This is a genomic window from Photobacterium sp. NCIMB 13483 (assembly GCF_003025475.1).
In the GTDB taxonomy this organism is placed as follows: Bacteria; Pseudomonadota; Gammaproteobacteria; order Enterobacterales; family Vibrionaceae; genus Photobacterium; species Photobacterium piscicola.
In genome coordinates this window covers 37,259-51,873 of record NZ_PYLV01000002.1, presented here as the reverse complement: position 1 = coordinate 51,873, position 14,615 = coordinate 37,259, and the positions used below count along the sequence as shown (strand labels likewise).

The 14,615-nt window shown below is 37.2% G+C and carries 15 protein-coding genes; 7 read left to right on the top strand and 8 right to left on the bottom strand.

Translation table 11 applies throughout. The features are described 5' to 3' along the window. Positions 1-468 precede the first annotated feature (468 nt). A complete protein-coding gene (locus C9I86_RS02095; RefSeq protein WP_107275477.1) occupies positions 469-1,830 on the bottom strand; it encodes a trypsin-like serine protease in 1,362 nt (453 codons plus the stop codon). A 340-nt stretch (positions 1,831-2,170) separates the two neighbouring features. On the opposite strand from C9I86_RS02095, the gene C9I86_RS02090 reads away from it, so the two are divergent. Next, positions 2,171-2,743, top strand: a complete 573-nt coding sequence (locus tag C9I86_RS02090; RefSeq protein ID WP_065176687.1) for an alkylphosphonate utilization protein — start codon at positions 2,171-2,173, stop codon at positions 2,741-2,743. 87 nt (positions 2,744-2,830) lie between these two features. Here the strand turns inward: C9I86_RS02090 and C9I86_RS02085 are convergent, their stop codons facing one another. Beyond that, the gene (locus tag C9I86_RS02085; RefSeq protein WP_107275476.1) at positions 2,831-3,262 is read right to left on the bottom strand and encodes an RDD family protein; all 432 of its coding nucleotides are present in this window, start codon (positions 3,260-3,262) and stop codon (positions 2,831-2,833) included. Then, positions 3,255-4,688, bottom strand: coding sequence for a coniferyl aldehyde dehydrogenase (locus C9I86_RS02080; RefSeq protein WP_107275475.1), 1,434 nt, complete (start codon positions 4,686-4,688; stop codon positions 3,255-3,257). The genes C9I86_RS02085 and C9I86_RS02080 overlap by 8 nt, the downstream gene beginning before the upstream one ends. Before the next feature lie 183 nt (positions 4,689-4,871). Here C9I86_RS02080 and C9I86_RS02075 point away from each other — a divergent pair, with 183 nt between their 5' ends. Further along, complete coding sequence (locus tag C9I86_RS02075) at positions 4,872-5,531, top strand: glutathione S-transferase (RefSeq protein ID WP_080155870.1); 660 nt, start codon at positions 4,872-4,874, stop codon at positions 5,529-5,531. Between the two features lie 66 nt (positions 5,532-5,597). Here C9I86_RS02075 and speG read toward each other — a convergent pair whose 3' ends face one another. Continuing rightward, positions 5,598-6,122 (bottom strand): spermidine N1-acetyltransferase, encoded by a 525-nt coding sequence (gene speG, locus C9I86_RS02070; RefSeq protein WP_080155869.1) that lies wholly within the window; start codon positions 6,120-6,122, stop codon positions 5,598-5,600. Between the two features lie 139 nt (positions 6,123-6,261). After that, positions 6,262-7,161 (bottom strand): LysR family transcriptional regulator, encoded by a 900-nt coding sequence (locus tag C9I86_RS02065; protein ID WP_080155868.1) that lies wholly within the window; start codon positions 7,159-7,161, stop codon positions 6,262-6,264. 133 nt (positions 7,162-7,294) lie between these two features. Between C9I86_RS02065 and C9I86_RS02060 the strand changes: the two genes are divergently transcribed. Both C9I86_RS02060 and C9I86_RS02055 read left to right on the top strand, forming a co-directional pair. Continuing rightward, a complete protein-coding gene (locus tag C9I86_RS02060; protein ID WP_080155867.1) occupies positions 7,295-7,828 on the top strand; it encodes an NADPH-dependent FMN reductase in 534 nt (177 codons plus the stop codon). 167 nt (positions 7,829-7,995) lie between these two features. Further along, positions 7,996-9,378 carry an endonuclease/exonuclease/phosphatase family protein gene (locus C9I86_RS02055; protein WP_107275474.1) on the top strand — a complete coding sequence of 461 codons (1,383 nt, stop codon included), beginning with the start codon at positions 7,996-7,998 and terminating at the stop codon, positions 9,376-9,378. Positions 9,379-9,443: 65 nt separating this feature from the next. Here the strand turns inward: C9I86_RS02055 and C9I86_RS02050 are convergent, their stop codons facing one another. Continuing rightward, the gene (locus C9I86_RS02050; protein WP_146142619.1) at positions 9,444-9,773 is read right to left on the bottom strand and encodes a hypothetical protein; all 330 of its coding nucleotides are present in this window, start codon (positions 9,771-9,773) and stop codon (positions 9,444-9,446) included. A 212-nt stretch (positions 9,774-9,985) separates the two neighbouring features. Between C9I86_RS02050 and C9I86_RS02045 the strand changes: the two genes are divergently transcribed. The 3 genes from C9I86_RS02045 (at position 9,986) to C9I86_RS02035 (ending at position 12,909) form a co-directional block, all read left to right on the top strand. Next, positions 9,986-10,345 (top strand): VanZ family protein, encoded by a 360-nt coding sequence (locus C9I86_RS02045; protein ID WP_080155864.1) that lies wholly within the window; start codon positions 9,986-9,988, stop codon positions 10,343-10,345. A 537-nt stretch (positions 10,346-10,882) separates the two neighbouring features. Further along, positions 10,883-11,545, top strand: a complete 663-nt coding sequence (locus C9I86_RS02040) for a TrkA family potassium uptake protein (RefSeq protein ID WP_080156539.1) — start codon at positions 10,883-10,885, stop codon at positions 11,543-11,545. Continuing rightward, positions 11,542-12,909 (top strand): TrkH family potassium uptake protein, encoded by a 1,368-nt coding sequence (locus C9I86_RS02035; RefSeq protein WP_107275471.1) that lies wholly within the window; start codon positions 11,542-11,544, stop codon positions 12,907-12,909. The genes C9I86_RS02040 and C9I86_RS02035 overlap by 4 nt, the downstream gene beginning before the upstream one ends. Before the next feature lie 99 nt (positions 12,910-13,008). Here the strand turns inward: C9I86_RS02035 and C9I86_RS02030 are convergent, their stop codons facing one another. Both C9I86_RS02030 and C9I86_RS02025 read right to left on the bottom strand, forming a co-directional pair. Beyond that, complete coding sequence (locus tag C9I86_RS02030) at positions 13,009-13,665, bottom strand: YdcF family protein (RefSeq protein WP_080155862.1); 657 nt, start codon at positions 13,663-13,665, stop codon at positions 13,009-13,011. Between the two features lie 328 nt (positions 13,666-13,993). After that, the gene (locus tag C9I86_RS02025; protein WP_080155861.1) at positions 13,994-14,536 is read right to left on the bottom strand and encodes a YaeQ family protein; all 543 of its coding nucleotides are present in this window, start codon (positions 14,534-14,536) and stop codon (positions 13,994-13,996) included. Positions 14,537-14,615: the final 79 nt, after the last annotated feature.

Here is a 14,615-nt window from a genome sequence, read left to right as displayed (position 1 = left end):
ACAGAGTTATGCACAGCTTCTGTGGATAAATGCATTTTAGTGGATAAAATAATAAAACATTATATTATTGATCGAAAATATATTACCAAAAAAAAAATAAAAATATAACGCATTGATATTAAAGTTAAAATATTTAAAAACTCAATATTGATAAATTTAATAACTAAATAGATAAAACTTATTTTTACTTTATTTATTATTTAAAACGCTTTGATTGTTAAAAAAATGTAAGTTATACATACGATTTGGACGATTTTTTCAAGTCAACAATAACCACAAAAGTATCTTTGTACTCTTTTGAGAAATGAGAGCCTGCACTATAAAAATTTAATATTGAAAAAAGCAATATATTGTTTAAATTATAAAAAAAATGGAAAGTAGCTAAAAAGCCACTTTCCACATCAATAACGTCTCAATCTACAATTAGAACCTCATCAACACTCACTTGACTCGGTTACAATCCTCTGCTTACTTTCTTAAACGTCTAAAAAACGCACTTGAACAAAGTAATAATAAGCCTATAAAACCGAAACTACCGCCACCATCACTATCTTTGCCTATATTACAATTATTCGCTGAAATGCTGTCATTGCACCCATCACCACCTGTGTCACCGCCTCCTGTGTCACCGCCTCCTGTGTCACCGCCTCCTGTGTCACCGCCTCCTGTGTCACCACCACCTGTGTCACCACCACCGGTGTCACCGCCACCTGTGTCACCGCCACCTGTATCACCACCACCTGTGTCACCGCCGCCTGTGTCACCACCATCTTGATCGCCGTATTTATCATTAAGAAAATCAGGAGGTGTTATAGGATATGTCGGCACTTTACTACTGTTTTCAACAATCCAATCAGTATAGTTTCCTACACGAGCATAGAAACCTGGTCTAGTCATTGAACCACAAACAGGATTACCTGTAGTACCGCCACTGACAATACCTACCTGTAACTGATTGCCCTCACTATCAATAGCAAAAATAGGACCTCCGCTGTCACCATTACAAGCATCGGCACCAGTAAGCTCGGCAATAACTACAGGTGGTAATGTACATAATTTAGTAATATTTGCTGGGCTATCAATAATTAAGCCCGGGTTATCATTAGACTCAATACGCTCATAACAAAGATTAATAGGGAAGAAACTCAACTTAGCCTGTTTAAGTGTTTTTGATGGCTTACTTCCCTCTATTGTCGTTGCTCCCCACCCTAAAACGGTAATATTTTCAGGACGGTGGTCTGTAGGAATAGGATTATTGGCTTGTTCCCATTCTTGTTTTAGCTGTTCCTCAATCAACTGTGTTTGCGATAAGGTCGATAATGCAACCTTACCTAAATCAACAAACTTACGATTTACCCGAATTAGAGCAACATCGTTATCCAATGCCGAACTAACAATCTCAGTAATCACTTGATCATTAACTGTTGTCTCTTTTATCACTGCTACTGGACTATAAGCGGGGTGTATCACCACATGCGTAGCTGAAAATATATGTTTTTTTTGTGGATAGCTATTATCAATTAATCCTGCCGTAATAGTAATATCTGAAGGAGCCATTACTATCGCGCTTTCACCACTTCCTTTTACCACGCAATGGGCCGCCGTTAATACCCACTGATCATTGATAATCGTCGCGCCACAAAAAGGGGTTTCTCCATCTTTATTATTGCGGAGTGATGCCATAAAATTTTCACTAACTGGAGTATTAGTATCAACATCACTACCACCAACGACGTAAGGTGAAACTATTGTGTCTGATGATGCACATACTGGCGTGCTTATACTTGCAGCAATCGCTAACATCAAAACACTGTATTTATACTGGAACATCCTTTTCCCTTAAACTTAATAGTAATCGCGATAGTTTACTCTTAACATGTTGCAGGCAAAGATCGAAACAAGCGCACTGCGATAAGCTTCATTTTTTCATGTAACTGTAAAGAACATTACCTCACATATTATATAAGTTGCGACACTATCTTATTTATATTCTCTGTATCTATATTGTTAAATATGAAACAACAACCAACCAATTCGGTTAATGAAACAAAGCACACTGGATATTAAACAGTCTGTTGTACTATAAATTTCGTGATCAGGGACATGTTTGCTTTTCTTCTGTACAATAGAACGGCATAATATTGGCACAATAAATCAATGGACAATTCCCATGACTATCGAACAAGCATTAAAAACGCGTAGTGAATCAAAATGTGAGCTATGTTCTTCTGAAAACAATCTAGCGGTATACGCTGTTCCTGCTTCTGAAGACAAGAGCGCGGGTTGCTGTGTACTACTTTGTGATACTTGCCGTGGTCAGCTTGAAAATCCAGAAACTACTGACGAAAACCATTGGCGTTGTCTAAACGACACCATGTGGAGTCAGGTTCCTGCTGTTCAAGTTATGGTATATCGCCAGCTTAAGCGTCTTTCAACTAAAACTGATTGGGCAATGGATCTCGTTGACATGATGTACTTAGAAGATGACGTTAAAGAATGGGCTGAAAAAGGTCTTGTTGAAGAAGAACAAGCTTCAATCCCTACTCGTGATGCGAACGGTGCAATCCTTCAAGCTGGTGATAGCGTAACTATCATTAAAGATCTACCAGTTAAAGGTTCAAGCATGGTTATCAAACGTGGTACGCCAGTACGTAACATCAGCTTGACTGATAACCCACTTCACATCCAAGGTCGTGCTGACGGTGTGCAAATGGTGATCATCTCAGCTTACACTAAGAAGTAATTCTTACTGTATTGAGAATAAAGAAAGCCCCTGTTGATATTATCAGCAGGGGCTTTCTTGTATGACATCGATAGTTTTATTGTTCTATTATAATGAGTTAACCACAACAGTATTGGCTAATTTATCATGCCAGCCTTGCTTTCTCTTATCCCAGCCAACCCACATCAAACCCAATCCCAAGGGAATAGTTGACACAAAATAGCCTAAATAACGTATCACCGATTGTTTCACACTGGGTTTGTTACCAGTGTTAGCATCAACTATCTGCGCTTTAATGACCATTTTCCCTGGTGTGGCTGATTTATAAATCCAAAATAAAATCACCCCCACAAACGGTAATAAATAATTGATCATTATATCCATCGGTCCAATAGCAAAACTATCGGTAGATGGGTGCATTTCACCATACGCGAGATACATAAGTGGCGCTGTAATCAAAGCGACAATAGCAGTATCAACCAAGCTAGCTAATACTCGAGGCCAAAATCCGACATACATTATTGTTATTTGCTCATTCATATCGAGATAGCTTTCTATTTATAATAAAGTTAATTAACCGTTTACCGATTTTTCCATAAGGTGCATAGAGATATTTAGTTGAACTTATCGCTGCTTGATGCATTACTGGACGCATTTTTGATAGCTGTTCAAACCCTTCTCGACCGTGATAATGTCCCATACCGCTATGGCCTATGCCACCAAAAGGTAAATCATCCTGCGCGACATGTAACATAACATCATTGATTGCAACCCCACCTGAACGCGTTTGGTTTAATACTTGCTGCTGTACCGCTTTATCATTACTGAATAAATACAGCGCTAATGGTCGCTCTCGCGCATTAATATAGTCCAAGGCTTGTTGAAGTGTTTGATAAGTCACTATTGGCAATAATGGCCCGAAGATTTCACGCTGCATCACTACCATCGCGTCTGTTGGTTGACAAACAAGCTGTAACGGAAATTTACGTTGTTGTGAATTGGGCTCTGACTGAGGGATCAAATTCACCACCGTTGCCCCCAGCTCAATCGCGTCTTGAGCGGTATCACATAAACGACAAAAAGAAGCGTCATCAATAATCGAGGTATAGTCAGAGTGGGAAATATCGGTAAACCGCTGTGCCATAATAGCTTGAGCTTGACGAATTACCTCACCTTCTAATGCTTGTGGGATCAACATATAATCAGGAGCAACACAGGTTTGACCGCTGTTATAAACCTTACCACCCAGAATACGAGATAATGCTATCTTCACATCATAATCATCGACCAAAATAACCGGCGATTTACCACCAAGTTCTAACGTCACAGGCACTAAATTAGTAGCAGCTGCTGCCATAACAGCCTTACCTGTGGTCGTTGAACCCGTAAAAATAAGGTGATCAAATTTTAATTGTGAAAAAGCAATCCCTGTTTGCCCTTCTTCTGCAACAATACAAATATGATCATTACTAAAATCAGCCGCAAATAATTGTTGTAATAGCTGACATAGATGTTGAGAATTTTCTGACATTTTAACCATCACACGATTACCTGCAGCGAGTGCGGCAACCATCGGTGCAATAGTCAAAAAAAGCGGATAATTCCAAGGAACAATAATGCCGACAACCCCTAAAGGTTGTGGAATAACACTGTTTATTGCGGGTTTGAACCATAAATAAGTATGTCGACGCTGAGGCTTCATCCACGTCTTTACATGTTTAATTGCATTGTTTATCGATGCTAAAGACGTAAATATTTCTAATAATGCGGTTTCACTTGCAGAGCGACAACCAAAATCAGCCGTAATCGCTTCGCAAATCTGAGCTTGATGCTGAATGATTAATTGTTTTACTTTTTTTAGGGCAGCGATACGATCTTCAACCATCGGCATCGGTTGCTGCATAAAAGCATCATATTGACGCTGACGATATTGCTCAAGTCTGCTTGCTATCAACAAATCGCTCATAATATTCCTCTATAATATTCGCTACATGATATATCTAGCGGTAGTGAATAATGAAAATAAGCATGTGCAAATAGTAGTATCACTATCTCTAATAACAATACAGTTGAATACGTTAAATTTATCAATTATCAAGATTTGCACTAAACTTACCCCATTAAGGACGGAATTTTTCGGAGGGATAAAATGACGCGACCAATACTGTACACGCTACGTCAATGCCCCTATGCTATTCGAGCACGTTTAGGCCTACGACTTGCCGAGCAAGAAATAGACATACGTGATATTTCACTCACAGATAAACCCGCTGAAATGCTTAGCATTACGCCAAAAGGGACCGTTCCGCTATTAGTCTTAAGTAATGGTGATTATATTGATGAAAGCTTATCAATTATGGTATGGGCTTTAAATCAGCACGATCCGCACAATTTATTATTAGCCGATAGCACGCATTTATTCACTGATATGATCAATCTTATTGCACGTAATGATTGTAAATATATTGCTGCATTAGAACACTACAAAGCAAATATACGCTACCACAATCCAGATGGTGCGCTTTACCGTCATTTATGCCAATCGTTTCTCGATGATCTTGAGTTACGATTAAATAAACACCGTTTCTTTATGTGCGATCACCCAAGCCTAGCTGACTACGCTATTTTGCCCTTTATTCGTCAATTTTCTCATGTTGAGCGACAATGGTTTCGCCACGCTCCCTACCCTAAATTAAAAACTTGGCTAGAGCAGCATTATCAAGATCCTATTTTTTCACAAGTCATGAAAAAGAAACCATTGTGGCAATCAGAGCCATCAACACCGTCATCACATTATGAAACGGTATAACTTTATTCTCATGCAGCCATTGGTCTAAATCACCCAGACAATATTGCACTGTCTGGGTGATAACAATTATTTGCTACGACTCGCAAGATATTCATCTTGAAGCATGTACATACGTTTTACATCAGTGTATTGCCCATTAATAAAGATTTCTTTTACTAGGTGGCCTTCTTCAATAAAACCACATTCTTCATATAAATAAATGGCTTTTTCATTTGCTGTTGCTACATGCAAATAAACTTTGTGTAGATTCAAAATAGTAAAGGCGTAATTCAACGCACGATTAATTAATGCGCGCGCATAACCATTACCTTGAAAATCAGGAGCAATGATGATCTGAAATTCAGCACTGCGATGAATACTATTAATTTCAACTAATTCAACCAGTCCAATTGACTCTTTATCATTATTTTCAGCAATAAAACGTCGCTCAGTGCTATCGTGAATATGCTTGCGATATAGCTCTTCCAGCTCATAAAATGACTCATACGGCTCTTCAAACCAATAAGACATGATGGCACGGTTATTGTTTAGCTGATGAATAAAACGTAAATCAGTTTGTTCTAAGGCACGAAGGCGAATTTCATTATTCATTATGGTTATCCATTTCCTAAAAAATCACTATTTTAAAATAATATACAAATAAGCTTATTAAGCGCTAGAAAATATCACTAAAACGTAAAAATAAAAGGTAAATAATGTAAAATTTTACATCTAAATACTTAAGCTACTGTTAATTGCTCATTCTACCTTCTAATAAGTCAATAAATCGCCTTACCTTGGCTGATAAATGTTTTCTGCTTGGATAAACAACATACACATTCACCAATGTCTTATCAAATTCAGACAATAGAATCGTTAATTCACCACGTTGCAATTGTGGCTCAATATAAAAAGCAGGCACGTGACAAATACCCATGCCATCCACAGCCATTGCCACAGTCATCGGCGTATTATTACAGCGTAACTTTTGTTGAACATCAACATTAAAGACTTTATCTTCCGCATCGGTATATTGCCAGCGATTGGCCTGTTTTAAGTTACTGTAGCAAAGACAATGATGTTGATGTAATTCAGATGGGTGTGTTGGCGTGCCATATTGGCGTAAATATTCAGGCGATGCCACTGTATGAATTTTACAACTAAAAAGGCGTTTACAAATTAAACTCGATTCCGCTAACATCGCTGAAGCACGAATAGCAAGATCATACCCATCAGCAACAACATCCACTGTTTTATCACTCAAGTCTATATCTAACTGCATTTCTGGATACAGCGTTAAAAACTCACTAAATACCTGCTGTAAATATTGAGATCCTAACCATACAGGGCAACTTATTTTAAGTGTACCTTTAGGGTTTACACTATTTTGTGACATCAAACCCAGCGCTTGTTCAGCATCCATGACCAATTGCAAACACTCTTGATAATAGACCTCGCCCTCAGGCGTTAACGCGATAGATCGTGTCGTACGATTCAATAAACGAACCCCTAAACGAGCCTCAAGTTTATTGATCTCTTTACTTATATAAGAATTAGAATGCCCTAAAGCCTCCGCAGCAGCGGCAAAGCCCCTACTTTTTATAACTTGAACAAAGACGACAATACCATCAAACAATTTATTATTAGTCATATGGAAATAGTTAAAACACTTTTATGCTATTAATTATATTTAGACACTAATATACACTTAATCCACGCACTTAGGGATTTATTACCTAACCTTATTATTGATAATAACGTAATGTACGTTACAAGGAACTTAAATGAAATTACTGACCTTAGCAGCAAGTAGCAGCCGTCAATCAATCAATAAACATCTCGCAACATATGCCGCATCATTAGTTACGGATGCAAATGTGGATATCTTAGATATTAATGATTTCGAAATGCCGCTTTATAGTATTGATCGTGAGACAGAAACGGGGATTCCAGCACTAGCACAAGACTTCCTAAATCGTATAGCTGAAGCTGATGCCGTTATTATATCGTTTGCAGAACATAATGGTTCATACACTGCTGCATATAAGAACCTATTTGATTGGGCATCACGCATTGAGCCTAAAGTTTACCAAAATAAACCTATGTTATTATTGGCAACATCACCGGGTCCTGGTGGCGCTAACACTGTATTAACAGCAGCAGTTAACTCAGCACCTTACTTTGCAGGAATTGTGAAAGCATCGCTCTCTATTCCTAGTTTTTATGATAATTTTGATCTGGCTGTCAACAGAATCACTAATGCAGAACTAGATGCAGCATTAACAACTGCAGCGCATAGCTTAACCAATCATAAATAACGTTTAATCATATTTTGATCTTAGTTCCAGAGTTATTAATTTCCCCATACCATGGGCGTATTAATTGCAAGGAAGTGCTATAGCGATCACTATTATTAATAAAACCATCAGTATACTGCACGCTCTCCTCCAATGAACAGCGTGTTGCTAAATTACTGAGATTATTTATGAAATTAATTAAACGTCTTGCTGCGATTGCCATTACTTCAGCATTATTAGCTGGGTGTAATAATCATAATGCCAATGACATTACACCTACAGCTAACGATGTCACTGTCGCAACTTTTAATCTTTCGTTTGATCGTAATAGTTTTGAACAACTGGTTGATGAAATGCAAACATCACCAGCAGAACAACAAATATTAATCGATGGTTTTAACACCAAGACGCTAACTAGTGCCCAAACAGACAAAGCACTTAAAATTATTCAAATCCGTAATGTCGCGGCAATTATTCAAACAAAACGCCCAAATGTTATTTTATTAGCTGAATTTAATAATGATGGAACGGGTGAAAATACAGCGGCATTGACTGGCTTTCAAAATAATTATTTATCCATTGGACAAAGTCCTAACAGCATTACTGGTGGCGATACATTAGACCCCATTAAATATCCTTTTTTTGAAAGCTATGCCACTAACACCGGTTTAATGAGTGGCTTAGACCTTAATAATGATGGCAAAGTAAATTCAGGCCCCAATGATGCGTGGGGATTTGGTGTCTATCACGGCCAATATGGCTTCGCATTGATGTCTCAATATAAAATTGATACAGCAAAGACACGTACATTCCAAACATTTAAATGGAAAGATCTTCCGTCAGCTGAAAACCCAATAATCACCAATTGTAATGATGCCAAGAACCCAATTCCAGACGGTATGGCATGTGGCGATAAATGGTACACTGCTGATGAATGGCAGCAACTACGCTTATCATCAAAAAATCACGTAGATGCACCCATCATTATTCCAACAGCGAATGGTGAACAAACTATTCATATTTTGATGTCACACCCAACCCCCCCAGTATTTGATACCGTGACTCAAAATAATAAAATGAAGAACCGTGATGAAATCCAATTCTGGAATAACTACATTACAAGTGGTGACTTTATTTATGATGATAAAGGCACAACGGGTGGCCTTGCGGAAGATGAAAAATTTGTGATTGTTGGTGATTTAAATGCCGATCCCTATGCTGGTGATGGTTATCGCCAAACCATTGAAAGCTTATTAATGCATCATCGTGTTAACCAACAGGCAAGTGATGGAGCATTAACGCCAACGAGTTTAGGCGCTGAAAGTTGCTACAGTGATAAAGAATGTCGTCAAGATAACCCTTATCCTAACCGCTTAACCAGTAACTTTGGTTTACAAGTCGATCATGCTATTCCATCTCATAATATGACTATCGTTGACTCTGGCGTATATTGGCCAGCACATGACGAACAAGGTCGCTTACTTGTTAATGATGATCGAATTGGTACAAAAGGCAAAGGTAAAGACGTTTCTTCTGATCACCGTATGGTATGGATAAAAGCAACACTATAACTAATATTGATATCTTAAATAGTGTACTAAAAACGCTTAATCATCATGATTAAGCGTTTTTTTATTTAAAACAAGCATTGTTGCGGATGATGAGCGACTGTGAGTGACTCAAGAGACGTTACTCCCTCAAAATGAACAATCCATGCCATATTGCTACGCGGGAACTCTTTTATAATCGATTTTTTTAACTGCTTGAGTAAACTTACATTATTGAGCGTCAATGTTTGAGAATCAAAACCAAATTGCTTAAATACGAAATTTTTTGCATCTAGCTTTAATACTAAAATACCACGATCTTTTTTAAAGGTTCTGGCCTCGATTGCTTCACCAACAACCATGACAGATAACGCTCGTTGAAAGGTATAAAATAATTGAGATATATGAACTTTAGCCATACCTAATACCATCTAAACTAACAATATCCTCCTATCATAGAATGTTACTATTATTATTCTCTATTCAATTATTCTTAATACTAATATAAATAAATTTGATACAACCGTTATCGCATTCTTCCTAGCATAGACCACCCTGCAGTATTACAGTTGTTATCACCGATCAGCAAAGATATAATTTATAGAATATTTTCTTATGAGACTTATCGACTATGTCACGCTTTAGCCAATTTTTTTACTCGCATTGGAAACTAATTAGCATTTTGATCCTTGCTTTAATTACTGTCTTATCTTTAACACCGCAGGCAGAATTACCCACGGTCTCAGGAACAGATAAAACCCACCACTTTATTGCTTATGCAACACTAATGTTTGCGGTGGCTTTTGTTAAACCGAAACATTGGCAATGGATCGCTGTATTTTTCTTTTGTTGGAGTGGTGCGATTGAATTAATTCAGCCTTACGTTCATCGTTTTGGTGAATGGCTTGACTTAGCAGCTAATACCGGTGGTCTGATTTGTGGTTTTATTATTGCAAGAATCTTCGCGTATATTTGTAAAAAAACAAACTAGTTGTTTACGTCTAGTAAAGTTTTTTTATTCCCTGACTAACCGTTGACAAAATAATGGTTATTTACGTTTATTTTAATTTAAACTAAATATAGAGCCTATATAGTCCTTCTTTTTCACTATTATCAATAATAAAAGACCGTATTATATAGGCTGATAATTCAGCATATATTATGTAAATATCATATTTAGAGCTAAATATAAGATTACTATTTTCAATACTTAGATTAAGTAAAATTTATATAATCAATAAAAAACATTTTCAATCAAATAGTTACGGTCACCCTATTGTTTTTATAAAATAAATCATAAACAATGAGCATGATTCACTAACTTGAATTACCTAAAAAATGCGAGCAATATCCGAAAAATTATATCTAACTGGAATTTGATGTTTCTATGTATATCGTCATAACACAAAATGACATAACGACAAGGACGCTCAGATAGCATAGTAATGGCTAATTTGTTAACTTAATGTTTTTACAATCAACAACAAAACAAATAAAGCATTACACTAAAGTAATGTGGGGAAAAAAAATGAATCCTGAAGACAAGCAGTTTGCTGTTATTGGCCTTGGCCGCTTTGGTATGTCTCTGTGTGAAGAGCTTAGCGAACGTGGAGCACAAGTATTAGCTATAGATATTAATGAAACATGTGTTCGTCAAGCCGCAGATATTGCAACACAAGCTGTCGTTGCTGACTGTTCAAATGAAGCGACTATTGCAGAATTAAAACTTGATGATTATGATTTAGTCATGGTTGCTATTGGTGATGACATTAATGCCAATATATTAACTACCCTCTTGCTAAAAGATGCCGGTGTAAAAACGGTCTGGGTCAAAGCCAAAGATACTCCACATTGTAAAATCCTTTCAAAAATTGGCGCTGATAAAATCATAAGACCTGAACTGGATATGGGTATTCGTATTGCACGTAACATGCTCGATAAACGTGTCTTTGAATTTTCAGAATTAGGCAGTGGTATTTCATTAGCTGAAGTTGTAGTTACAGCTCGTAATATGGGTAAACCTATCTCGAAACATCCTTGTGCAAGCAGCGATGAAACACAAGTCTTAGCACTTAAACGTGGCCCTGAAGTACGTAAGGCTCCTGATATGGATATGGAAATGCAAGTTGGTGATATCCTTATTATTACTGGTCCTGAAGATGTACTATCAGAAACATTAAGAAAGTTATGAGTTTTATCCCGAATCGGACAATGTATGTCCCAATAAAAACAAATAAGCGCGATAAACGGTGGTCTGAGCCAAAAATTATCATCTTTAGTTTTTTGGCTATTTTGATCCCTGGCGCAATTTTATTAACATTACCCGTCTTTTCTGTATCAGGACTCAGTTTTGTTGATGCTTTGTTCACCGCAACATCTGCTATCAGTGTTACGGGATTAGGCGTTGTCGATACTGGGACTCACTTTTCCACCAGTGGTAAAGTATTATTGATGATCTTAATGCAGATTGGTGGTCTTGGACAAATGACCTTATCTGCTGTTTTGTTATATATGTTTGGCTTACGCGTTAGCCTACGCCAACAATCGCTAACAAAAGAGCAACTCGGGCAAGAAAAATTCATCAATATTCGTTTACTCGTTAAGCACATTATTATCTTTGTTATTGTCTGTGAATTAATTGGTACTTTTTTTCTATCACTACGCTGGGTACCAATGATGGGATGGGATAAAGGGCTTTTTACTGCCGTTTTCCATGCTATTTCAGCGTTTAATAACGCCGGTTTCTCACTTTTTTCAGATAACTTAACTCAATATGTTGATGATCCATTAGTAATCATTACTGTTGCGATGTTATTTATCTTAGGTGGTTTAGGCTTTACTGTTATTTCAGATTTACAACGTAATTTACATCGTGGTTTCCATTTTTTATCACTGCATTCAAAAATAATGATTATTGCAACACCCATATTATTATTGTCAGGTACAGTGATGATTTGGTTACTTGAACACGATAATATGCAAACACTTGGAAGCTTTAATACTTCAGGACAATGGCTGGCTGCATTCTTCCAATCAGCAACAGTGCGTACCGCTGGCTTTAATAGTGTCAATATTGGTGCGTTTACTGAGCCCGGTTTATTAGTCCTAATGCTATTAATGCTTATTGGTGCAGGCCCGACATCAACTGGTGGTGGTATAAAAGTTTCTACCTTTGTTGTGGCTATTTTAGCTACGTGGTCATTCTTAAAGCAGCGTGATCGTGTTGTACTTTTTAAGCGTACAATATCAAATCAAACAGTAACAAAATCATTAGCCATTATTGTGGTGAGTGGCATTGTATTGTTGATCGCGATGTTTGCACTAATGCTAACAGAGAAGGCACCTTTCTATGAGGTGATGTTTGAAACTATTTCAGCCTTTGCAACTGTTGGTGTAACCGCAGGCTTAACGGCAACACTGTCGGAACCGGGTAAATATATCATTATCATCGTGATGATTATTGGTCGTCTTGGCCCACTAACACTGGCTTATATGTTGGCGCGTCCAAAACCAACATTACTGCGTTATCCTGAAGATAACGTGGCTGCAGGTTAATCCGCACAACGCAGTCATTACTACTTTATGATGTTATACTCTACAAAAAGGCGTGTTTCCTAACTAAAGAAACACGCCTTTTTATTTACGTATGATTCACTATCGAGGAATCTCTGCAGCTAAATGTTCATCAAAACCTGCCGCGACTAAATTTTCATAAGCTTGCCATACTTCAGCAGGAATAACTTGCTCAGTTGAAAAACCTAATGTGGGATAGTAACGAATACGTTGTAAATCTCCTACCATCACATTGATCATATCACCATAGCTAATCACATCATTCGCAAACTCATCAAATGTTAATGACGGTGATGTTACTTGTGCTGTTTTATTTGGCCACAATTTTTCAAATGTAGCGAGCGTTCGACGTTCCATGAATGGCTTTTGAACCAAAATAAATCGCTGAGGATCAAGGTTTTTCTCCATGAGTAACTCACGCGTTTTAATTATATTTTCGCCAGTATTTGTCGCTACAGGCTCAATATAAATACAGTCATTTGGCACCCCCATTTCACGAGCAATATTCGCAAAATGTTCAGCTTCTGCGCATGGAAATAAACCCTGAGTAAGTTCACCAACATTGCCAGAGAACACAATACAAGGTGCATAGCCTTTCATAAATAATTGAGCGGCATATTCTGCAACTCTAATATCATTACTGCACAGTACAAACAAACAATCACTTTTTACTAATGATTGTTGCAATAAATGATAATCCCAAATGATTTTAGCTGAACGATAAATTCCTGAAGACATAATCAATCCCTTTGTATCAATAGATTATATTTAAAACATAGGCTATTAAAATAATGAGCCTTTATAATAAAATATAACGTTAAAGATTGTCTTTCAATAACGAAAAATTAAATAATAATTTGCGGATTGCTAATATGCAAAATATTAATCCCATAATAAGTCGTATTTTAATATCCTAAACACCAGACACTAATGTATAGCATATCAACAAGGATGGCTTTGTCGTACTCAATAAAAATACACAATGCTATTTTGAACATAAAAAAGTGGAGCAAGCTTACACTTACTCCACTCATCCAATTATCGCCTATTTATCTCACGAGAACGATTAGCGTTGCCACCATTCAGGTAAAATAGCAATGCTAGTGCCATGTTGGTCGCTTAACCACGCTTGCTCACTTTCAATCGTTAACTGCAATTGCATTGAACGCTCAACCAATGTCTCTAGGCTTTTTAATTCTTCATCACGAATAAAGACTACAGATACATTACTTAATGCATTAATTTTGGTTTTATTCGCTTGCCACCATACAGGAGCAGCATGATCACCATAAGCATAAACAATCACTTTCTTGGCGCGGTGTGACGCCTTGCGAATACGTTTTTCGTCAGGTAAACCCAACTCTACCCATAATTCAATTTCATCAACTAAGTTTTTAGTCCATAAATCAGGCTCTTCTGCAGAACTTACACCTTTAGTAAATTGTAATTCTGGATCTGCATTTAATCCCCAAGCAAGCACTCGCAGCATGAAGCGTTGTAATGTTTCTGATGGATGACAAGCAACAGTATGTTGACCATCAAGATAAACATGGCGATCCATGTCTGCTACGTTCATGTTTACTTTATATATAGTGGCACTGATCGCCATGGGTAACCCTTTAAATTATTACTAAATAACAAGTGCAAATATTTGCACATACGCTTATTGTCTGCACAAAAAATATGAA

What these genes read in the sequence shown, in the direction of transcription:
- C9I86_RS02040 (WP_080156539.1), top strand. Translation starts at nt 10,883, where the DNA reads ATGAATCCTGAAGACAAGCAGTTTGCTGTTATTGGCCTTGGCCGCTTT.
- C9I86_RS02025 (WP_080155861.1), bottom strand. Translation starts at nt 14,536, where the DNA reads ATGGCGATCAGTGCCACTATATATAAAGTAAACATGAACGTAGCAGAC.
- C9I86_RS02060 (WP_080155867.1), top strand. Translation starts at nt 7,295, where the DNA reads ATGAAATTACTGACCTTAGCAGCAAGTAGCAGCCGTCAATCAATCAAT.
- C9I86_RS02095 (WP_107275477.1), bottom strand. Translation starts at nt 1,830, where the DNA reads ATGTTCCAGTATAAATACAGTGTTTTGATGTTAGCGATTGCTGCAAGT.
- C9I86_RS02030 (WP_080155862.1), bottom strand. Translation starts at nt 13,665, where the DNA reads ATGTCTTCAGGAATTTATCGTTCAGCTAAAATCATTTGGGATTATCAT.
- C9I86_RS02050 (WP_146142619.1), bottom strand. Translation starts at nt 9,773, where the DNA reads ATGGCTAAAGTTCATATATCTCAATTATTTTATACCTTTCAACGAGCG.
- C9I86_RS02080 (WP_107275475.1), bottom strand. Translation starts at nt 4,688, where the DNA reads ATGAGCGATTTGTTGATAGCAAGCAGACTTGAGCAATATCGTCAGCGT.
- C9I86_RS02085 (WP_107275476.1), bottom strand. Translation starts at nt 3,262, where the DNA reads ATGAATGAGCAAATAACAATAATGTATGTCGGATTTTGGCCTCGAGTA.
- C9I86_RS02090 (WP_065176687.1), top strand. Translation starts at nt 2,171, where the DNA reads ATGACTATCGAACAAGCATTAAAAACGCGTAGTGAATCAAAATGTGAG.
- C9I86_RS02035 (WP_107275471.1), top strand. Translation starts at nt 11,542, where the DNA reads ATGAGTTTTATCCCGAATCGGACAATGTATGTCCCAATAAAAACAAAT.
- speG (WP_080155869.1), bottom strand. Translation starts at nt 6,122, where the DNA reads ATGAATAATGAAATTCGCCTTCGTGCCTTAGAACAAACTGATTTACGT.
- C9I86_RS02065 (WP_080155868.1), bottom strand. Translation starts at nt 7,161, where the DNA reads ATGACTAATAATAAATTGTTTGATGGTATTGTCGTCTTTGTTCAAGTT.
- C9I86_RS02075 (WP_080155870.1), top strand. Translation starts at nt 4,872, where the DNA reads ATGACGCGACCAATACTGTACACGCTACGTCAATGCCCCTATGCTATT.
- C9I86_RS02055 (WP_107275474.1), top strand. Translation starts at nt 7,996, where the DNA reads ATGAAATTAATTAAACGTCTTGCTGCGATTGCCATTACTTCAGCATTA.
- C9I86_RS02045 (WP_080155864.1), top strand. Translation starts at nt 9,986, where the DNA reads ATGTCACGCTTTAGCCAATTTTTTTACTCGCATTGGAAACTAATTAGC.